At 68.8% G+C, this 17352-nt stretch carries 14 protein-coding genes and 4 pseudogenes; 5 read left to right on the forward strand and 13 right to left on the reverse strand.

The window, feature by feature from the left end:
- Positions 1-10: 10 nt before the first annotated feature.
- On the reverse strand, positions 11-1141 hold the full coding sequence (locus OG841_RS10235) for a winged helix DNA-binding domain-containing protein (protein ID WP_371564537.1): 1131 nt from the start codon (positions 1139-1141) through the stop codon (positions 11-13).
- 152 nt (positions 1142-1293) lie between these two features.
- Between OG841_RS10235 and OG841_RS10240 the strand changes: the two genes are divergently transcribed.
- Entirely contained in the window at positions 1294-2466 is a 1173-nt protein-coding gene (locus OG841_RS10240; RefSeq protein ID WP_328641708.1) for a magnesium and cobalt transport protein CorA, read from the forward strand.
- A 185-nt stretch (positions 2467-2651) separates the two neighbouring features.
- Here the strand turns inward: OG841_RS10240 and OG841_RS10245 are convergent, their stop codons facing one another.
- The 5 genes and pseudogenes from OG841_RS10245 to OG841_RS10265 form a co-directional block, all read right to left on the reverse strand.
- On the reverse strand, positions 2652-3359 hold the full coding sequence (locus OG841_RS10245; protein WP_371564539.1) for a tyrosine-type recombinase/integrase: 708 nt from the start codon (positions 3357-3359) through the stop codon (positions 2652-2654).
- 767 nt (positions 3360-4126) lie between these two features.
- Entirely contained in the window at positions 4127-4639 is a 513-nt protein-coding gene (locus OG841_RS10250) for an RICIN domain-containing protein (RefSeq protein WP_371570644.1), read from the reverse strand.
- Positions 4616-6217: pseudogene (locus tag OG841_RS10255) on the reverse strand (glycoside hydrolase family 43 protein); the annotation flags it as partial. The pseudogene OG841_RS10255 and the gene OG841_RS10250, both read right to left, overlap by 24 nt.
- A 441-nt stretch (positions 6218-6658) precedes the next feature.
- Positions 6659-7765 (reverse strand): ricin-type beta-trefoil lectin domain protein, encoded by a 1107-nt coding sequence (locus OG841_RS10260; RefSeq protein ID WP_371564541.1) that lies wholly within the window; start codon positions 7763-7765, stop codon positions 6659-6661.
- Between the two features lie 197 nt (positions 7766-7962).
- Positions 7963-8214, reverse strand: a pseudogene (locus tag OG841_RS10265) (hypothetical protein); the annotation flags it as partial.
- A gap of 170 nt (positions 8215-8384) precedes the next feature.
- Here OG841_RS10265 and OG841_RS10270 point away from each other — a divergent pair.
- A pseudogene (locus tag OG841_RS10270) lies at positions 8385-8456 on the forward strand (twin-arginine translocation signal domain-containing protein); the annotation flags it as partial.
- A gap of 295 nt (positions 8457-8751) precedes the next feature.
- Here OG841_RS10270 and OG841_RS10275 read toward each other — a convergent pair.
- Together OG841_RS10275 and OG841_RS10280 are read right to left on the reverse strand one after the other, a co-directional pair.
- Positions 8752-8943: a hypothetical protein gene (locus OG841_RS10275; protein ID WP_371564543.1), complete on the reverse strand. Its 192-nt coding sequence runs from the start codon at positions 8941-8943 to the stop codon at positions 8752-8754.
- A gap of 71 nt (positions 8944-9014) precedes the next feature.
- Entirely contained in the window at positions 9015-9383 is a 369-nt protein-coding gene (locus OG841_RS10280) for a VOC family protein (protein WP_266555071.1), read from the reverse strand.
- A 90-nt stretch (positions 9384-9473) separates the two neighbouring features.
- Here OG841_RS10280 and OG841_RS10285 point away from each other — a divergent pair, with 90 nt between their 5' ends.
- On the forward strand, positions 9474-10439 hold the full coding sequence (locus OG841_RS10285) for a helix-turn-helix transcriptional regulator (protein ID WP_371564546.1): 966 nt from the start codon (positions 9474-9476) through the stop codon (positions 10437-10439).
- Between the two features lie 70 nt (positions 10440-10509).
- Here the strand turns inward: OG841_RS10285 and OG841_RS10290 are convergent, their stop codons facing one another.
- The 5 genes and pseudogenes from OG841_RS10290 to OG841_RS10310 all read right to left on the reverse strand — a co-directional run.
- Positions 10510-11424, reverse strand: a complete 915-nt coding sequence (locus OG841_RS10290; RefSeq protein ID WP_371564548.1) for a hypothetical protein — start codon at positions 11422-11424, stop codon at positions 10510-10512.
- 285 nt (positions 11425-11709) lie between these two features.
- Positions 11710-12048, reverse strand: a complete 339-nt coding sequence (locus OG841_RS10295) for an STAS domain-containing protein (protein ID WP_328641702.1) — start codon at positions 12046-12048, stop codon at positions 11710-11712.
- Positions 12045-13337 (reverse strand): PP2C family protein-serine/threonine phosphatase, encoded by a 1293-nt coding sequence (locus OG841_RS10300; RefSeq protein WP_365119038.1) that lies wholly within the window; start codon positions 13335-13337, stop codon positions 12045-12047. Before OG841_RS10300 ends, OG841_RS10295 begins: the two co-directional genes overlap by 4 nt.
- Positions 13337-14140 carry an alpha/beta fold hydrolase gene (locus OG841_RS10305; RefSeq protein WP_328643691.1) on the reverse strand — a complete coding sequence of 268 codons (804 nt, stop codon included), beginning with the start codon at positions 14138-14140 and terminating at the stop codon, positions 13337-13339. Before OG841_RS10305 ends, OG841_RS10300 begins: the two co-directional genes overlap by 1 nt.
- Positions 14141-14250: 110 nt before the next feature.
- Positions 14251-14725: pseudogene (locus OG841_RS10310) on the reverse strand (sigma-70 domain-containing protein); the annotation flags it as partial.
- A gap of 549 nt (positions 14726-15274) precedes the next feature.
- On the opposite strand from OG841_RS10310, the gene OG841_RS10315 reads away from it, so the two are divergent.
- Both OG841_RS10315 and OG841_RS10320 read left to right on the forward strand, forming a co-directional pair.
- Positions 15275-16084, forward strand: a complete 810-nt coding sequence (locus OG841_RS10315) for an alpha/beta hydrolase (protein WP_328641700.1) — start codon at positions 15275-15277, stop codon at positions 16082-16084.
- A complete protein-coding gene (locus tag OG841_RS10320) occupies positions 16081-16902 on the forward strand; it encodes an SDR family NAD(P)-dependent oxidoreductase (RefSeq protein WP_328641699.1) in 822 nt (273 codons plus the stop codon). The genes OG841_RS10315 and OG841_RS10320 overlap by 4 nt, the downstream gene beginning before the upstream one ends.
- The last annotated feature ends 450 nt before the right edge of the window (positions 16903-17352 follow it).

A 17352-nucleotide genomic window follows, 5' to 3' on the forward strand; every position in this document is an offset into this window, starting at 1 on the left:
CTTCGGCGGGTCACCTTCCTACGACTGTCCCGAACCGGACGTCGTACGGCGTCCCCGGGTGCAGCGTGGCGAGCATCCGTTGCCCCTCGGCGGTGACGTCCTTCTGCTGGGCCTTGGTGAGCCGCTCGAAGGGCTCGACGACGAGTGTGTCCCCGGTGAGCTTCCAGACGCCCGCGAGGAAGCCGTCGACGAGGAGCGTGCAGTAGGCCTGGTTGCCCTGCCAGCTGCGGCCCCAGTACTCCTTGGGCACCACGCGGGTGCGGTCGGCGTGGGAGAGCAGCAGGTTGTCGAACTCCGGCAGGAAGCGCGGCGGGGCGGGCGTGTCCTCGGCGGGACGGGACGCTTCGGGGAGGTCGAAGAGTTCGACGCCGTTCTCGTCGCGGAAGATCCGCAGCTGGGGTCGGAGCCGCTCGAAGGCGTCGCGCAGGCGGGTGAGTCCGGCCCAGGTCTGCATGTCCTTGACGGAGGCGGGGCCGAAGGCGGCGAGGTAGCGCAGGACGGTGGCGTCGGGGGTGGGCCCGGTGGGGAGGGGCTCGGTGGGGACGGGTTCCGTGGGGCAGCCGAGCCAGTGCTCTGCCGTGGTGAGCGCGACCTGACCGCTCCTGCCCCACAGCCCGCGGGGGGTGACCTGGACGAGGGGGAGCTTGCAGCGTGCGGCGATGGCGAGGGCCTGCGGGTCGGCGTCCGGCCACTCGGCGAGGAGTGCCTCGCGCAACTGCTTCATGGTGCGCGGCTCGGCCTCGACGAGTTCCCGGGCGAGGACGGCGAGGCGGTCGAGGTCGACGCCCTGAAGTCCCTTGCGGAAGTTGATGAGTTCGCGGTCGCGGGCGGGCTGCACGAGGGGCCGCAGGGTGAGGCAGTCCTCGGCGGTGTGGGTGTGGATGGTCGAGCGCATGGTGACGATCCGGACGACCTCGCGCTCGGCCATCAGCTCCGACAGCCGCTCGGGGGCGAAACCGTCGAGGCGGGCGGCGAGCGCGTAGTACGGCGGCTTGACGTTCTGGGCCTGGAGGCCGAGCAGATGTCCGACGGCGGCCTTCGCGGACAGGCCGGACCGCCGCAGGAGCAGTTGCCGGTCGAGGGTCGCGCGGTTGAGGGCACGGGGGCTGAGCACGGGAGCCGACGTGGTCGTCTTGGTCATACCGGACACGCTAGAGGCGCTTGCGGACACGTTCTGTCCGCAACTCTCACCGAAACTCAGTGACGTCTCCCCCTACGATGTCATTTGCCCCGTATACCCTGCTCCGTGATCACGCCGACATCGGCTCGACCCGAGAGCGAGAGGCAGCCACGATGTCCGAGCGACGCGCCCGCCCCGCCGCGAAGAGCTCCGCCGCCAAGGGTTCCAGGAAGTCCGCCTGGCGCCGTGCCCTGACCCCGCCTTCCGCCCCGCCCCAGGCTCCGGCGCCCGACGCCGAACCACCCGCCCCCGAGGGGGCCGAGCCGCCGAGCATCGTCCAGGCGGCTCTGTACCGCGACGGCGTGCGGGTCTCCTCCCCCGCGACGCTCGCGGACACCTTCCGCGAACTGCGCGAACAGCCGTCCGGAATGGCCTGGATCGGTCTCGCTCGCCCCACGGAGAGCGAACTCCTGTCCCTGGCGGCGGAGTTCGACCTGCACCCCCTGTCCGTCGAGGACGCGATGGAGGCCCACCAGCGCCCGAAGCTGGAGCGCTACGGCGACACGCTCTTCGTGGTGCTCAGCGCGGCCCGCTATCTGGACGCCCCCGAAGAGGTCGACTTCGGCGAGCTGCACGTGTTCGTGGGCCCGGACTTCGTGATCACGGTCCGCCACGGGGCGGCCCCCGACCTCTCGGCGGTCCGTCACCGCATGGAGGAGACACCGGAGCTGCTGAGCCTGGGCCCCGAGGCCGTCCTCTACGCCATCCTGGACACGGTGGTCGACGGCTACGCTCCGGTCGTCTCGGGCGTCCAGAACGACATCGACGAGATCGAGACGGAGGTCTTCCGCGGCGACCCGGAGGTCTCCCGCCGTATCTACGAACTCTCCCGCGAAATGGTCGAGTTCCAGCGCGCCACCCGCCCTCTGGTCGGCATGCTGCACGCCTTGATGGCCGGCTTCGCGAAGTACGGCACGGACGAGGAACTGCAACGCTACCTGCGGGACGTCGCCGACCACGTCACCCACACCAGCGAGCGGGTCGACGGCTTCCGCCAGGCCCTCGCCGACATCCTCACAGTCAACGCGACCCTCGTCACCCAGCAACAGAACGCGGAGATGCGGGCGTTGGCGGAGGCAGGGTTCGAACAGAACGAGGAGATCAAGAAGATTTCCTCTTGGGCGGCCATTTTGTTCGCTCCGACGCTGGTCGGGACGATCTACGGGATGAACTTCGACAGCATGCCGGAGTTGCACTGGGTACTCGGATACCCCTTCGCTATCACCTTGATGGCCATCGTATGCACCAGTTTGTACATCATCTTCAAGCGGAAAGACTGGCTCTGAGTAGTCACCGCGAGAGGCGCCTCAACCAGCAGTGGCATCCTCGATTGCCCGCTCTGACGGAGCCTCGGAGGCTGGTGGGGAGAATCTGGGGAGAATCAACCGCGGTCCGACGCGGGCAGTCTGCCGCGATCGCGGACGTTGACCTGCGAGAGGTTGGCCGCTGTGGCGTCGCCTGGGAGCGGTGGTCAGCACGGAGAGTAGTGGGCTTCCGAGGCGGAACACCAAAACGGATGGGCACAGCAGGTTGCTGTGCCCATCCGTTTCGCGGGTTGGGCGAACTGGACGTCTAGGCGGCCGTGGCAACGGCGGCGGAGTGGTTGAGCAGGGCATCGATGGCCCCGCGCCCCTTGCCGCCCGGCCTCGGGCATGAAGTGGGCGTAGTAGTCCAGGGTGATGGTCGGGCTCGAGTGCCCGAGCCAGCGGGCCAGGGTGACGACGGACTCGCCCGCTTCGAGGATGACTGAGGCGTACGTGTGTCGGAGCACGTGGAAGCCGTCCTTGCGAGACGCCTTCCACCGCTCCCCTTTCTTCCGCAGGGGGATGACACCGGCGGCGGCCAGGGCCGGCTTCCAGACCTCGACGTTAAAGAGGTTCGCGCGAAGAGCGTTGCCGTACGTCGTGGTGATGACGAGCGGGAACTTCTTCGTCTCCCGGTCGGGCTCCGGACCGCCCCACGGCAGCTCCACCTCGACTGCGGGGTACTCCATGAAGTACTGGGCCAAAGCTGCTGCAACCGACGGAGGCATGTCGACGACACGTGTCTTGCCACCCTTCGGCAGGGTGAAGTACAGCTGCCCACCGAGGAGTTGTACCTGCCGGCGAATACGCAGGACCGAACGGGCGAAGTCGCGTCCCGTACACGCTGCACGGTCTCCAGCGGCCACGCTTCCCACTGATCCTCCGGCACCTTGGGCCAACGCACGGACTTGGCCCGCATCGGGTTGCGGGCCAGCCGCTTGTCGTCGATCGCGGTCTCGAAGATGTTCGAGAGCGAGCCGAGAATCTGCCGGGTGCAGCGCGGCGAGCATTCGCTCTCCAGGGCGGCGATGTAGCCACGCAGGACGGCAGGGCTGATGTCCCGCAGGGCAACGGTGCCCAGTTGAGGCCGTATGTGGAGGCGGACGCGTTCGTCGATGCGTTTGACCGTTCCGGGCGCTCCGCGGACTCCCGTCTGCCAGAAGCGAGTCACGTAGTCGTCCAGCGCGATGGAGCCGTCACGGGGGTCGACGAACTCGCCGCGCTCGCTGTCGGTGCTGGCCCTGCGTAGCGCTCCGCGCGTCGGCCAGGCTTTCACTGGACCGGGTGCTCCGGGACGGATCAGAAATGACGACCGGCTGGGTGGACAGCGCCCGACGCCGACGCCGACCAATGGCGCCGGGAAGTGCGACACATCCTCCAGGCACTCGAAACGCCCGATCGTCACCAATCGTGACCGGTTCACGGGAAAGGCGAGCCAGAACCGAAACCGGTGAACAAAGCCAGACAGAGGCTCACCCTCGTCGAGCTGGCCCGACGACAGGTTTTGCAGTCCGGGCCTTGCCGCCCGGTCCAAGTTTTTTCGGAACTCGCTGTCGGCCGTGCGACCTCGGGCGCGCGCCCACCGAACTCCCCTTGCCCACTGGGTAAGGGGAGTTCGGTGGGCTTGCACCGGATATCGGTGTCAGCAGGAGCGCGAGCCCACGAAGCCGACGCGGACGAGCTTCCACTGCTGGTTCACGCCGCCCCAGTCCGAGTACTGGACGATGCCGGTCCCGTCGGCGGAGGAGAAGCCCGGTACCTCGACGGCCTTCCCGCTGTTGCGGTTGATCAACCGGACGTATCCGTCCGGTGAGTCCGCCAACCGGAACTGCTGGTTCACGCCACCGTGGTCGCTCCACTGGTTGATGGCGGCGTTGTCGGCCGTCGACCAGCCGGAGACGTCCAGGAGCTTGCCGGAGTGCCTCGCCTTCAACCGGTAGTGGCCGCCACCGGAGTCCACGAACTGGAACTGCTGGTTGGTCCCGTCGTACCGGCCCCACTGCGTGACCGCGGCGCCGTCCGCGGAGCTCGCGCCCGCCACGTCCAGTGCCTTGCCGCTGTTGCGGTTGACCACGACGTACCAGGCGTTCGTGTCCACAGTGCCTGCTTGCGCCGTCGGCGCGCACGCGCGCAAGTCGAAGCGTTCCACCCGCACTTTGCCACCGAGGGCCTTGGTGGCGTGGTTGAAGACGGCGAAGCGGTAGCCCATGAAGAAATTAGGTTTCTCGTTCATGGTGAAGGCGGGGCCGAGCGGGGTGAAGGTGGTGCCGTCGGTGCTGTAGGAGAACGTCGCCTGGCGGCCCGATCCCGGGCTGATGTCGGCGGTGGCGCGCAGCCAGACGCGGCTGCCGGACGCGGGGAGGTCGGCGCGGGCCTGCTCGGTGCCGGTGCCGGTGGTGTTCCAGCTGGCGTCCATGGTCAGGCCGTCGAACATCACCAGCCTGCTGACGCCGTTTTGCCACGTGACGCCGATCCAGGCGGAGGAGTCCCGCAGCATCGCCAGCCCGGCCCGGTCGCCGTCCGCCATCCCGGAGCAGTCGAGCACGACGGTCGCGGTGGAGACGGGGCCCTGGATGCGGCGGGTGAGGGTGTTACGGGCGTTGTAGAGGTCGTCGGTGACGGTGGCGGTCCTGAGGGTAAGCCCGTTGTCGACGGTGAACGCGGCGGTGTCGGGGTTGTGGTTCCACTCCCAGTACGGCGCCAGCGCCGTCCCCTCGAAGGTGTCGGAGCCGGTCATCGGCGGGAGCGGGTGCGGGGTGACCGGGTAGGGGTATGTCTCGCCCCACGCGCCGTCGACGAGCTGGAGCTCGGGCCAGCCCTCGGCGTTCCAGGTGACCGGGGCCAGGGCGGGGACGCGGCCGCCGGGATAGGCGTCGATGAAGCCCATGTAGTACCAGTCGCCGTTCGGGGTGTCGACCAGCGCGCCCTGGTGCGGTATGCCGCCGCCGGGGATCGGGCCGGGCAGGTTCAACAGCACCTCCCGCATCTCGTACGGACCGAAAGGGCCTGAGGTGGACTTCCAGATGTACTGGCCGTTGGGCGGGCGGGTGACGAAGATGTAGTAGTTCCCGTTGATCTTGTAGAAGCGGGAGCCCTCCATCAGGTGCAACGCGTCGGGCTTGGTGAGCACGTGCTCGGACCTGACCTCGGTGCGCATGTCCGGGGAGAGCTGCGCGACGTGGATCTCGTTGGCGCCGTACGCCACGTACGGGGTGCCGTCGTCGTCGAAGAGCAGCCCCGCGTCGTAGTAGACGCTGCCGATCTCGGCGTGCCGGGTCCAGGGGCCCGCCGCGTCGGTGGCGCTGTATACGTACGACCGCTGCCAGCCGATCTGGCCCAGCCAGTAGAAGGTCTGGTCGCTGGGGCGGTAGCGCATCGAGGACGCATAGATGCCCTGGACGTATGCCCGTCCGCCGTTGAGGTCGTACGCGTCGCCGAAGTCGAGGACCGGCACCGAGTGGCCGATGAACTCCCAGTTGACCAGGTCGTAGGAGCGCAGGACGGGCGCGCCCGGCGAGTAGTGCATGGTCGAGCCGGTGTAGTAGTACGTGTCGCCGACGCGGATGACCTCGAGGTCGGCGAAGTCCTGCCAGATCACCGGGTTGGTGAACTGCTCCTGCTGGGCCGTCGTGGCCGCCGTCGCGCGCATCGCCGGCAGTGTGGCGCCCGCGACCAGGCCGGCGGTGGCCGCCATGACTCTCCGGCGGCTGTGGGGGTGTTGGAGCCAGGACATGCGAGATCAGCTTCCTCACGGGTAGGAGGGGGACCGAGAGTAAAGTTCGAAATGCCGGACATCGTTCTGAGTGTCGAACGGGAATATCGGAGGGGGCAGGAGGGGTCTCAACGCCGGGTGGTCAGCGGCTCGCCCACAGCAGTCGTCATTGGGTGATAGTGCGCGGGGCTCTCGAAGTCGTCCGGGTCAACTCCTCGTGGCCATGCCGGGAGGTTGTCCCCGTCGGAGCCCGGCCAAGTCCCGACCCCACTCGTTCAGGGGAGGTTGTGCAAGTCCACCCCTGACACACCATCAGCCAACTGCACTCCGCACGACGCCCGCGTGGTGCAGGTGCCGGTCCAGCAGTTCAGCAGGTCTTGGATGGTGTCGAGGATCTGGTAGAGGGTGAGCCTCAAATCCCTGGACCGGGGCGGGGAGGGGCTCAGGTCCCGGGAGCGGGGGTCATCCGGCGGTCAGAGTGGTCCACTTCTGGTTGGAGCCGCCGTGGCAGTCCCACAGGTGGAGCTGTGTGCCGTCGGTCGTGGAGGCGCCCGGAACGTCGAGGCAGCGGCCGGAGGCGGGGTTGCGGTAGCCGCCGTTGTAGGGCTGCCAGATCTGGTTGGAGCCGCCGTGGCAGGCCCAGAGCTGCACCTTGGTGCCGTTGGTCGTGCCGAAGCCGGCGGCTTCGAGGCACTTGCCCATGGAGCGCAGGGTGCCGTCGGTGTAGGCGGACCAGTACTGGTTGATGCTGTCGCCGCAGCTCCAGATCTGGACGGCGGTCCCGTCGGCGGTGCCGAAGCCGCTGACATCCAGGCACTTGCCGGCGATGTCGGACTGCACGCGTGCGGGGGCGGGGGCGGGGTTCCTCAGCCACCCGGCGCTGTCCGCGGTCTGGATGCCGCGGTGGAAGGCGTCGGCCATCTTCTGGTAGCCCGCGTCGTTGGGATGCACGGCGTCGGCCAGGTCGGCCGTGGTCAGGCTGCTCATGTCCACGTATGCGACGCGCTTGCCCGCGGCCTGCGCGTCGCTCACGATCTGGGGGATGGCCTGGTTGTACGCGCCACGGTACTGCTCCTCCGAGCCGCTGGTGGACACGATCAGGGAGGCCACGAGGACGGTCGCGTCGGGGACGTCGGCGGTGATCTGGTTGACCAGCGACCTCAGCCGGTCGGCGGCGGTGGAGGGCTGATAGCTCCCGCCCAGGTCGTTGGTGCCGATCTCCAGCGTCACGACGTTGGGCCGGTAGCGGGTCAGTGAGGCGTCGGCGAGTGCGGCGATCTGGTCGATGCGGTATCCGGAGTGGCCTTCGTTGTCGGGGTCGGACATCGAACCGCCCCGCCCCGTGCCGACGAAGTCCAGCGGATGGCCGTCCGTCGCGAGCTCGTCCCACAACGGACCCCGGTAGCCGTTGCCCGTACTGCTTCCCACGCCCCAGGTTATGGAGTCGCCCAACGGCATGACCCGCAACGGCGTGGTGGAGGCGGCGGAGGCAGGGGCCACACCAGCCGCCGTCACCCCGAGCGCGGCAGTGACGAGAGCGATGAGGGACAGAGTCCAAGACTTTTTCATGCAGTCGTCCTCTTCTGCGAGTGAGTGCTGAATCTGGCGCGGGCTGCTCGCCGTTCGTGTCGGCAACTCGGCTGCTGTGTCGTCCCGTTGGCATCGGCGGGCACATGACGTACTGGCGGAACGGCGTGGTGGGGAACCGCTTGCGAGGTGAGCGTTGACAACGTCGAGCCATCCGGCGTCCCGTCTGCCTCGGTGCTCGACTGCGGAAAGACCGTCGCCTCGCCGAGCCAGGAGACGCCGTGCAGCGCCTCAGTGCCGGTGCGGAACGAGGCGATGCCGAGGCGCTCCACGTCCGGTGCGTACTGGTGGAGCAGCGCGATCCGCTCGCCGAGCGTGAGCCGACCGAGCAGATCGTCGATGCGCTTGCCTATCGGCAGCGCGGCGTCGCGGAACGGATGCCTCTCGGTCGCAGGGAGGGACGGAAAAGCGCAAGGCTGACCTCTAAGCAGGCTGGTACGGAGTGTTGAAGCGCTTCGACGCTGTCATCGCTTCTACCGGACTGTCAATGGCTGGAATGCAAGAATTCTTCGTATGGGCCCTCTTGTTCCGTGCGAATTGCGCCGTTAGCGTTCGCGCCGGGTGAAGCGCTTCGACACCCGGTTCAGGGAGGGTCGCCGCCATGAGAAACGAGTGGAACCGCAGACGCTTCGTCGGCAGAGCCGCCGTCGTGGCGGGAGCGGCCGCGATGGCCCCTGCGCTCTCCGCGTGCGGAGAACTACAGCGCCCAACCCGGCTCACCCTCCGAAGAGGGACTGCGCCTGCTCGCCTCCTGGGCAGCCACCCAGGACGCCCCCGTGCCCGTACGACCGGGCACAGGGGTCGCCCCCGCAGGGCCTGAGGCGTAGGTCCTCGCCCCAGAAGCCGTCAGTCCGTCATGGCGTCGCGGACGAGTGCGGTGTCGACGAACTGCTCGAAGCGGACTCAGCACCGAGCCCGTCGCTCTTTGGAGCGGTTCGTGTCAAGGATCGTGCCGGCAGAGCGGGTGGCTACTGCGTCGACCTGGCCCAGTCGTCGTATCGCTCGCCCTTCGCGCCCGCACCGGCCAAGTACCGCTGCCAGGCACGCCTCGGGATCTTCGCCATCAACGCCTTCACCGGGAACTTCCCTGTGGGCGTGGCGACTTGGTGGCTGCTGGAGACGGCCGACACGTAGCCGAACTGGCGGCTTTCGTGGGGCACTCGTCGTCCTCTCGAAGTCAGACGACGGCAGGCGCGACACCTGTCGTGCGCGCCTGCCGCATTGCGGCCTTTCAGCCCTTCGGTGCGACGCGGATACGGTTCCCGTCAGGATCGGCTGCGAGGAAGGTCAGCCCGAACCCCGCATCATGAGGCTCGCGCAGGATCGTGACCCCCTTGGACTTCCACTGCTCAAAGGTCGCGTTGAGCTCGTCGGGTCGTCCACCGTCGATGGCCAGGCAAACCTCACTGGTGCGCGGGACGTCCGGTGACAGATCCTCGAACTGGCCGGACCACAGACCGAGGTCAGCGCCTGGCCCGAGGTCGAAGGTGATGTATCCCGAAGTCTCGAACGAGGGGCTCATGCCGAGGAGGTCGCCGTAGAAACGCGCTGCGGCGGGAGCGTCGTTCACGTAGACGATGGACACGACGGATGTGGTCATGGTTGTTCCTTCTCAGGTGGTAGGTACGCATCCACCAGCCTGACCAGGATATGCGCCGCATCGTGTCGCAATTCCTGAAAAAATTGGGGTGTGACCCCAGACCGCTTCTTCACCCTGATGCTGCTCCTCACATCGAGGGATGCCGTGACCACACAGGAACTCGCGTCAGCGCTCGGGGTGTCCCTTCGAACCATCACCCGAGACCTGAACTGGCTCCGCGACGCCGGTCTGCCGGTGACCGCGCACCGGGGCCGCCTCGGAGGCGTGACCATGCTGCCCGGGTCCGGGCTCGACCTCACCCGACTCACACCGGCCGAGCGTGATCATCTGTCGCTCACCGGGCTGGACGAGAAGCAACGTGCGGAGCTCAACGCATCGGTCGAAAGCCGGCGCGCGCTGTCCAAGATCGCTGCTGCACAGCCACGTCGAGTTCATGAGCTCCTGCCGCTCACCGACGTAGTGCACGTGGACAGCCGTCCCTGGCGTCAGGCACGAGCTTCCGGCACGACTCCGGCTTCGCTGATCGGCGCAGTGCGGCGAGGTCGCCGGCTACGGATCGAGTACGACAGCCCACGCGAGCCATGCCCACGCGAACTGGTCGTGGATCCCTACGGGCTGTTCGCCAAGGCCGGCATCTGGTACCTCGTCGCCGACTGTGCCCGAGTGCCACGGATGTACCGACTCGAACGGATCACGACGTGGAAAGAAGTCGACCAGCCACGACGGATCCGCGAGGGCCAGACCCTGGCCACCGTCGCTGCAGCGCTCATTGATCAGTGGGAGCACAACCACGCGATAGAGGTCAGCGCCACCATCGACCAGACCCAGATCGCGCGAGCGCAACGGATCTTTGGCCTACGACTCGTCCCGGACGGCCATGAAGAATCCGCCACCGGCCGCAGGGTAACGATCCGCTTCCTGCATCTGGAGGACGTGCGAGCACTACTGCCGTTCGGGAGCGCCGTCACTGTGCACGGCCCCACCGAAGCCAGGGCTCACCTCCGGGACCTCGCCACCAACCTTGCCCACCACTATGCGCCGTCACCAACGCCCTGACCCGCAACAAGATCCGGTATCAGCGTGTCCACCACTCAGGGGAGACCATGGCAAGGCAGTACGCCACTGGTCAGTCGCCATGGCTGCCGATGGGGCACGACGAGACGTCGTCGACTTGTCTGGTCGGCGCGGAGGCCGTCGGCGTGGGCTGGAGGGCATAGCTGTCGACGAGGGAGAAGGCGGCCAGGTAGCGGTGCGCGGTGTAGGCGGACCGGCTGACCGCGGAGGTCGACAGTGGGTGCCAGGTGAGGTAGGTGATTCCGTCAGTCGCGGACTTCTCCAGGGTGCCGCCTAGTTGGATGTCGCCGGTGTCCGCTTGGGGCGTGCAGGGAAGCTCCGCCACGGACACGCGCAGCCGGACGCCGAGCCCGCCGTGCGCCAGTTCCTGCTGCTGCATGGCTGGGCCGTACGACGTGGACAGGCAGATCGGCTGCGAACCCGGGGGTTCGGTGCTTCCCCGCTGCGACACGGTCGGGGACTGGTCACCGCCGGCCTGGCTCATCCAGGTCGCCATGCCGGTCAGCGTGTGCGGCAACTGCCCCGAGCCCACCCACTTCTGCTCGGCCAGTACGGCGTCGAGTTGGTGGAGGCGCGTGCGGATGTCCCCGTCGAACGCGAGGTAGAGGACGCTGCTGCGCACGCAGTTGACAGGCGCCCAGCGCGCCGGCCCCATGAACGGGTTCTGGTCCTCCGTCCGGCAGGAGTCCGCCACCGATGTGCCGAGTGGAACGGCCCACGACAAGGCCGACGTCAGGTCCGTCAGGCGCGCGGAACTTCGGCGTGCCGCGGCCACGTCGGCGGTCCGGGTGGCAGCGGAGTGTGCGAAGACGCCGACGTCGGGCGGCGTGCGGTTCCACGTGCGGTGGATCTGCCACAGCAGGCAGATCACCAGCGTGCACACCACGCTGACCACGACCAGCCCGGCCACCATGCATCCGCGTGCCAGCGTCCCCGCCCGGCCGCGTCCCCCCGTTGGATGATCCATGTCTGCATGGTCGCGGGCCGGCACTGGTTTTGGGACAACGGACCGGTCTCCTTACGGTTTCGCACCAGGCAGCATCACCCCGGCACTGCTGCAAGCGGCCCTCTGGGGAGAATCGGCTCCAGCCAGATGCGCACCACGTGGTCGGAGGTGCACAGGCATGGCACAGCGATCCGGACAGGTATGAACGCGACCGCCGGAACCAGGGCGCGCGGCAGTTCGGTGGATGGATTCGAAGGTCTTCCGGCGCCGGCTCCACAGTCACCGCCTGCTGAGCGGAGGGCGTGCTCAGGACTGAGGGCCGGGCGCGCTGTCGGGGGCGATGGGGAAGATCTGGTCGAGGCCGGCGATGCGCAGGGTGCGCAGGGTATGGGCGGGTACGGCAGCGAGTGCGATGTCCGCTTGGGCGGCCTGGGCGTGGTTGTGGGCCGCGATCAGGGCGCTGAGCCCGCTGGAGTCGCAGAATTCCATGCCGCCGAGGTTCAGGATGAGGCGCTGACCCGGTCGGAGGGTGAGGGCGGGGATCAGTTCACGCAGTTCGGTGGCGCTGTCGTAGTCCAACTCGCCGAAGATCTCCAGTACGGGACCGGTGGCGGCGTCTCGGGTGGTGATCTTCAGTGGGCTCATGGACTGCTTCTCGTCTGGGGGTTGGGGGCTGGGACGCCGAGGGCGAGCAGGGCGGTGTCGTCGTCGAGGCCGTCACCGAAGCTGTGCAACAGGCCGGTCAGGGCCCGGATCACGGCTGGCGGGGACTTGCCGGCCTGGCCGGCGGCGAAGGCGAGCAGGGACTCGTCCCCGTACAGGCTGGTGCGGTCTTCGCCGGTGCGGGCTTCGGTGAGGCCGTCGGTGTAGAGGAGAAGGGTGTCGCCGGGGGCGAGCACGGTCGTGGCGGTGGTGAAGCGGGCGGTGGGCAGGATGCCGACGAGGAGGCCACCGGGGGTGGGCAGGAAGTCGGCGGTGCCGTCGGCACGCATGATGATGGCCGGAGGGTGGCCGCCCGAGGCCAGGTGGACGGCGACCTGCCCGGTGTCGGGGTCCGGGTCGAGGGCGCCGAACACCACGGTGCAGTAGCGCGGATCGTTGCCGGCGCCGGCGTACCGCTCGTGGAGCACCTTGTTCAGGGTGGTCAGGGCACCGACGGGGTCGGGGTCGTGCAGTGCGGCGGCGCGCAGGGTGTAGCGGGTCAGTGAAGTGACCGCCGCCGCCTGGGGTCCCTTGCCGCACACATCGCCGAGGAAGAAGCCGAAGCGTTTGCCGTCGATGGGGAAGACGTCGTAGAAGTCGCCTCCGAGCCGATCCGGTGAGGCGGTGTGGTAGTGGGCGGCCGTCTCTATCCCGGGTACCGCCGGGAGGGTGTCGGGCAGCAAGGACTGCTGGAGCACGGCGAGGGCGTCCTGCAGCCGGGCCCGGTCGGTCTCCGCCTGTTTGCGTGCTTCTTCGGCTGCCTTCCGGCTGCGCAGGAGTTCCTGTTCGTAGGTGCGACGATCCCGGGCGTCGAAGATGGTCGTGCGGATCAGCAGGGGATCGCCAGTGGTGCCGTGCTTGACCGCGGAGGAGACCAGCACCGGTATCCGGCCGCCGCCGTTCTGTCTGATCTCCAGGGCGATGCCGCTGATCTCGCCCTGCATCCGCAGCAAGGGGGCGAAGTGCGTCTCGTGGTACAGCTTGCCGCCCACCGTCAGCAGGTCGGTGAACCGCATCCGGCCCACGACCGCCTCGCGGTCCAGGCCGAGCCAGGTCAGCAGCGTGGTGTTGATCCTCGCGACGGTGCCGTCCATCAGCGTTGACAGGTATCCGCAGGGCGCGCTCTCGTAGAGTTCCTCGGCGCTGTCCTCCAGCAGAGCGGCGAACGCCGCGCTGGAGGTCTTCTCGTCGCCGGTCTCGTGCGGATCGGGCTGCTGCCCGGTGCGGCACATCACCGCAGGGCCGCCAGGAACTCCGTGATCGCCTGGTTGGTGGCCTCGGGCGCGGACAGATGCGGGCAGTGCCCGGTCGCTTCCAGCGTCACCAGCGTCGAGCCGGGGATGGCCTCGTGGACGAAGGCACCCACCTCCCGGGGAGCGATCACGTCCTGGGTGCACTCCAGCACCAGCGTGGGCACGTTCACGCCCTTCAGGTCGGCCCGCGAGTCCGACAGGAACGTGGTCCGGGCGAACACTCGCGCCATCTCCGGGTCGGTGGCGCAGAAGCTGTTCTTCAACTCCTCGCCGAGTTCCGGACGGTCCGCGTTCCCCATGATCACCGGGGCCATCGCTGCCGACCAGCCCAGATAGTTCGACTCCAGCGACTCGAGCAACTCGTCGATGTCCTCGGCGCTGAACCCGCCGCGGTAGCCGTCGTCGTCGATGTACCGCGGAGACGGAGCGACCATCACATGCGCCCCGATCCGCTCCGGTGCCTTGTCGGCCGCCAGCACGCCGATCATCGCGCTGACCGAATGTCCGACGAACACCGCATCGCGCAGATCGAGCGCCTCGCACACCTCCACCACGTCCTGGGCGTAGCCGGCCAGGGAGGCGTAACGGTCCTCCGAGAACGCTGCCGCATCCGAGCGGCCCGAGCCGACGTAGTCGAACAGCACCACCCGGTAGTCCTCGACCAGCGCAGGCAGTGTCAGCCGCCACATGTTCTGATCGCACCCGAAGCCATGAGCCAGCACCACCGGCCGCCCCTGCGGATTGCCGGTCACGCTGACATTGTTCCTGCGGGCGATATCCATACTCGGGAGTCTCTCAGACATGGTCGGGGGGTCCTGTTTCATCCAGAATCATCCACATTTGGTCCGACGTTCTCATCGGCCGGCGCCGTCCTGCCGCTTGCCTCGTGGCATCGGTCTTGCCGGTGTCGGGAGATGCGCATCTGGGCGAGGGTGTGCAAGGCCTCCACCGGTTCCAGCGCCTGGTCTTGGGCGCCGATGAAGTCCTGCAGGGCGCTCTCGCCGTCTTCGCCGCCGCCGGTCGCGGCGTCCAGAGAGGTGGAGTTGTAGCCGTTGGCGGCCGGGCCTCCCGCACCTCTTCCTCGGGCGGGCTCATCAGCTCCGACAGGTCTTTGACCGTGGGGGTGCGGCCGAGCAGGCAGTGCAGTTCCTCGGTGGCGCGGGCGAGCTGGACGCGGGCTTCCTGCTGTCGGCGCGGCACGTGTACGGCCCAGGTGGTGTCGCGAAAGAACCGCTTGCTCTCGCCCACGATGCAGGGAATCGCGAAGAATGTGAACTCCCCTTCGGCGTCAGTTCGCATCGGTCGATGGCCTTGATCAGGCCTCGGCCGGCCGCGTATCGGACCAGGGACATGTTCATCTCGATCAGTGCGACCTCCGGCAGCTCGCTCGTTCTTGCGTCCGCTGCCGCCGGAATGTTCATGAGCGCCATGCTGTGCCCTCCCACCGTCGGAGCCGACCGCTACCGCCTGCAAAACGGCCAACGGCGCAGCGTGTACCCCGTCTTCCCGCACCCATACCTGTCTGTGCTGCGCGGGATTCGGCGGGCGGCGGCCGGTCGGCGGATCGGCCGGCTGTCCGCCGTCGTGGACCTCGCAGACGATCCGGTCGCTGTCGGCCCGGATCCGCGGTGTCCCCGAGCCCGCGTCGCGGAGGACGCTGTTGGTGGTCAGCTCGGCCACGGCGCGTTCCAGGTCTCCCGGGCCTCCCGACCTCACGCCGGACACGCCGGGGGACCGCGCCTGAGACTCCTCGGCGGGCACACGGCACCCGATCGGAGGCGGCCGACGGGCAAGCCCGGGGCCGCTCGGTGTCCGGTCGTACGGGACTGGGGTGTCACCCCGGTTCGAGCGCGCCGGAAGTCGGGTTGTGTGAGCCACTGTCGGAACGGCACGTCGCCCCGCAGGAGGACTGAACCATGACCATGCCGATCCCCGTCTACTTCATCCACGGGCTGTGGCTGCACAGCGCCTCCTGGCAGCCGTGGATCGACCTGTTCCGTAAGGAGGGCTACGACCCGTCCGCCCCGGGCTGGCCGGGCGACCCCGACACCGTCGCCGAGGCCCGGTCGAACCCGGAGAGCATCGCCGACCACGGCATCGACGACGTCGTGGAGCACTACGCGGCACTGATCGCCGAGCTGCCCGTGCCGCCCGTCCTGATCGGTCACTCCTTCGGCGGCATGATCGCGCAGAAGTTGCTCGGCCAGGACCGCGCCGCCGCGGCCGTCGCGATCGACGCCGCGCAGATCAAGGGCGTCCTGCCGCTGCCGCTGTCGGCGCTCAGGGCCACCCTCCCGGTGTTCAGGAACCCCGCGAACAAGCGCCGTGCGGTGTCCCTGACCGCTGAGCAGTTCCGGTTCGCCTTCGGCAACGCGGTCACCGAGGAGGAGTCCGCGGCGCTGTACGAACGCTGGACCATCCCCGCCCCCGGCAAGCCGCTCTACGAAGCGGCCTCCGCCAACTTCAACCCGCACTCCGCGGCGAAGGTCGCCACCGGCAACGACGGACGGGGCCCGCTGCTGCTGATCTCGGGCGGCAAGGATCACACCGTTCCCGAGACCGTCACCCGCGCGACCCTCAAGCAGTACCGGCACTCCGAGGCCGTCACCGACATCATCGGCTTCCCCGACCGCGGGCACTCCCTGACCATCGACAGCGGCTGGCGCGAGGTCGCCGAGACGGTCCTGGCCTGGCTGGGCCGACAGAACCTGGGGGACGCGCGATGACGCCGAGCACCTTCGGGCCCGCCGCCTTCGACCTCGGTCTGGCCGGGCGGAGTGCCGTGGTCACCGGGGCCGGGCGCGGGATCGGCCTGGCCGTCGTCGAGGCACTCCTCGGCGCCGGCGCCCGCGTCGTCGCGGGTTCGAGACGACGTACCGATGGCCTGGACGCCCTGGCCAAGGGCGGCGCCGAACTCACCGTCGTGGAGCTGGACCTGACGGAGCCCGGCGCCCCGGCCGCGCTGGTGGCGGAGGCGGTCGCCGGGTACGGCGGCGTCGACGTGCTGGTGAACAACGTCGGCGCGGTGCGTCCGCGCGTGGACGGTTTCCAGGCCGTGTCCGACGCCGACTGGGACTGGGCCTTCACGATCAACTTCATGGCCGCCGTGCGGGCCACCCGTGCCGCGCTGCCTCATCTGATCGCGAGCGGCGACGGACGGATCGTCACCGTCTCCTCGGTCAACGCCCGCCTGCCCGATCCGCTGGTCATCGACTACAGCGCCGCCAAAGCGGCGTTGACGAACTTCTGCAAGGCCCTGTCCAAGCAGGTCGGGCCGGAAGGCGTCCGCGTCAACACGGTGAGTCCCGGGCCGGTCGAGACCGCGCTGTGGAAGGGCGAGGGCGGTGTCGCCGACACCGTCGGTCAGTCGCTGGGCGTCGATCCGGGCGAGGTGGCCCGCAGTGCCGCCGGGGCGGCGGCCACCGGGCGGTTCAGCACCCCGGCCGAGGTCGCCGACCTCGTGCTCTACCTGGCGAGCCGGCGCTCGGGGAACATCACCGGCGCGGACTTCCTGATCGACGGCGGCATGATCGACGCTCTCTGACGGACTCCTTCCCCGACACCGGGCCAGGTCGCCCACGGACCGTGCGGAGGCCGGCGACCTGCGCGCGGTGATCGCCTCGCCCGACCCGTTCCACGCGCGGTCGACCGCCCGCCACCGACTTCGTGACGGAGAAGGGAGTACGAGGACGCCGGATGCCTCAACCCTGCCGTGCGGGCGACCTGATGTACCGGTCGCCGTCCGGCGTCACCGGGTGGTCTCCTCGGCGCGGACGGCCGCCCCTGCCCGCCGGCGCGTCGGTCGGCGGACTGCCGCTGCGACAGGCCGACGCGGCCGTGCCGTTGCGGGCAGCCGCCGGGCTTCCGGCCGGCCGCGCCCGGTGGCGGATCCGAAGCGTCGCCTCCTTACCCGGGGGCGAGGCGAAGCGGCCGTTCGTCGGAGCTCTGTTTCCCTCTCAGATCGTCGGCCGCGGGGCAGTACTCTGACCTTCCA

It is taken from the genome of Streptomyces canus (genome assembly GCF_041435015.1).
Taxonomy (GTDB): Bacteria; Actinomycetota; Actinomycetes; order Streptomycetales; family Streptomycetaceae; genus Streptomyces; species Streptomyces canus_G.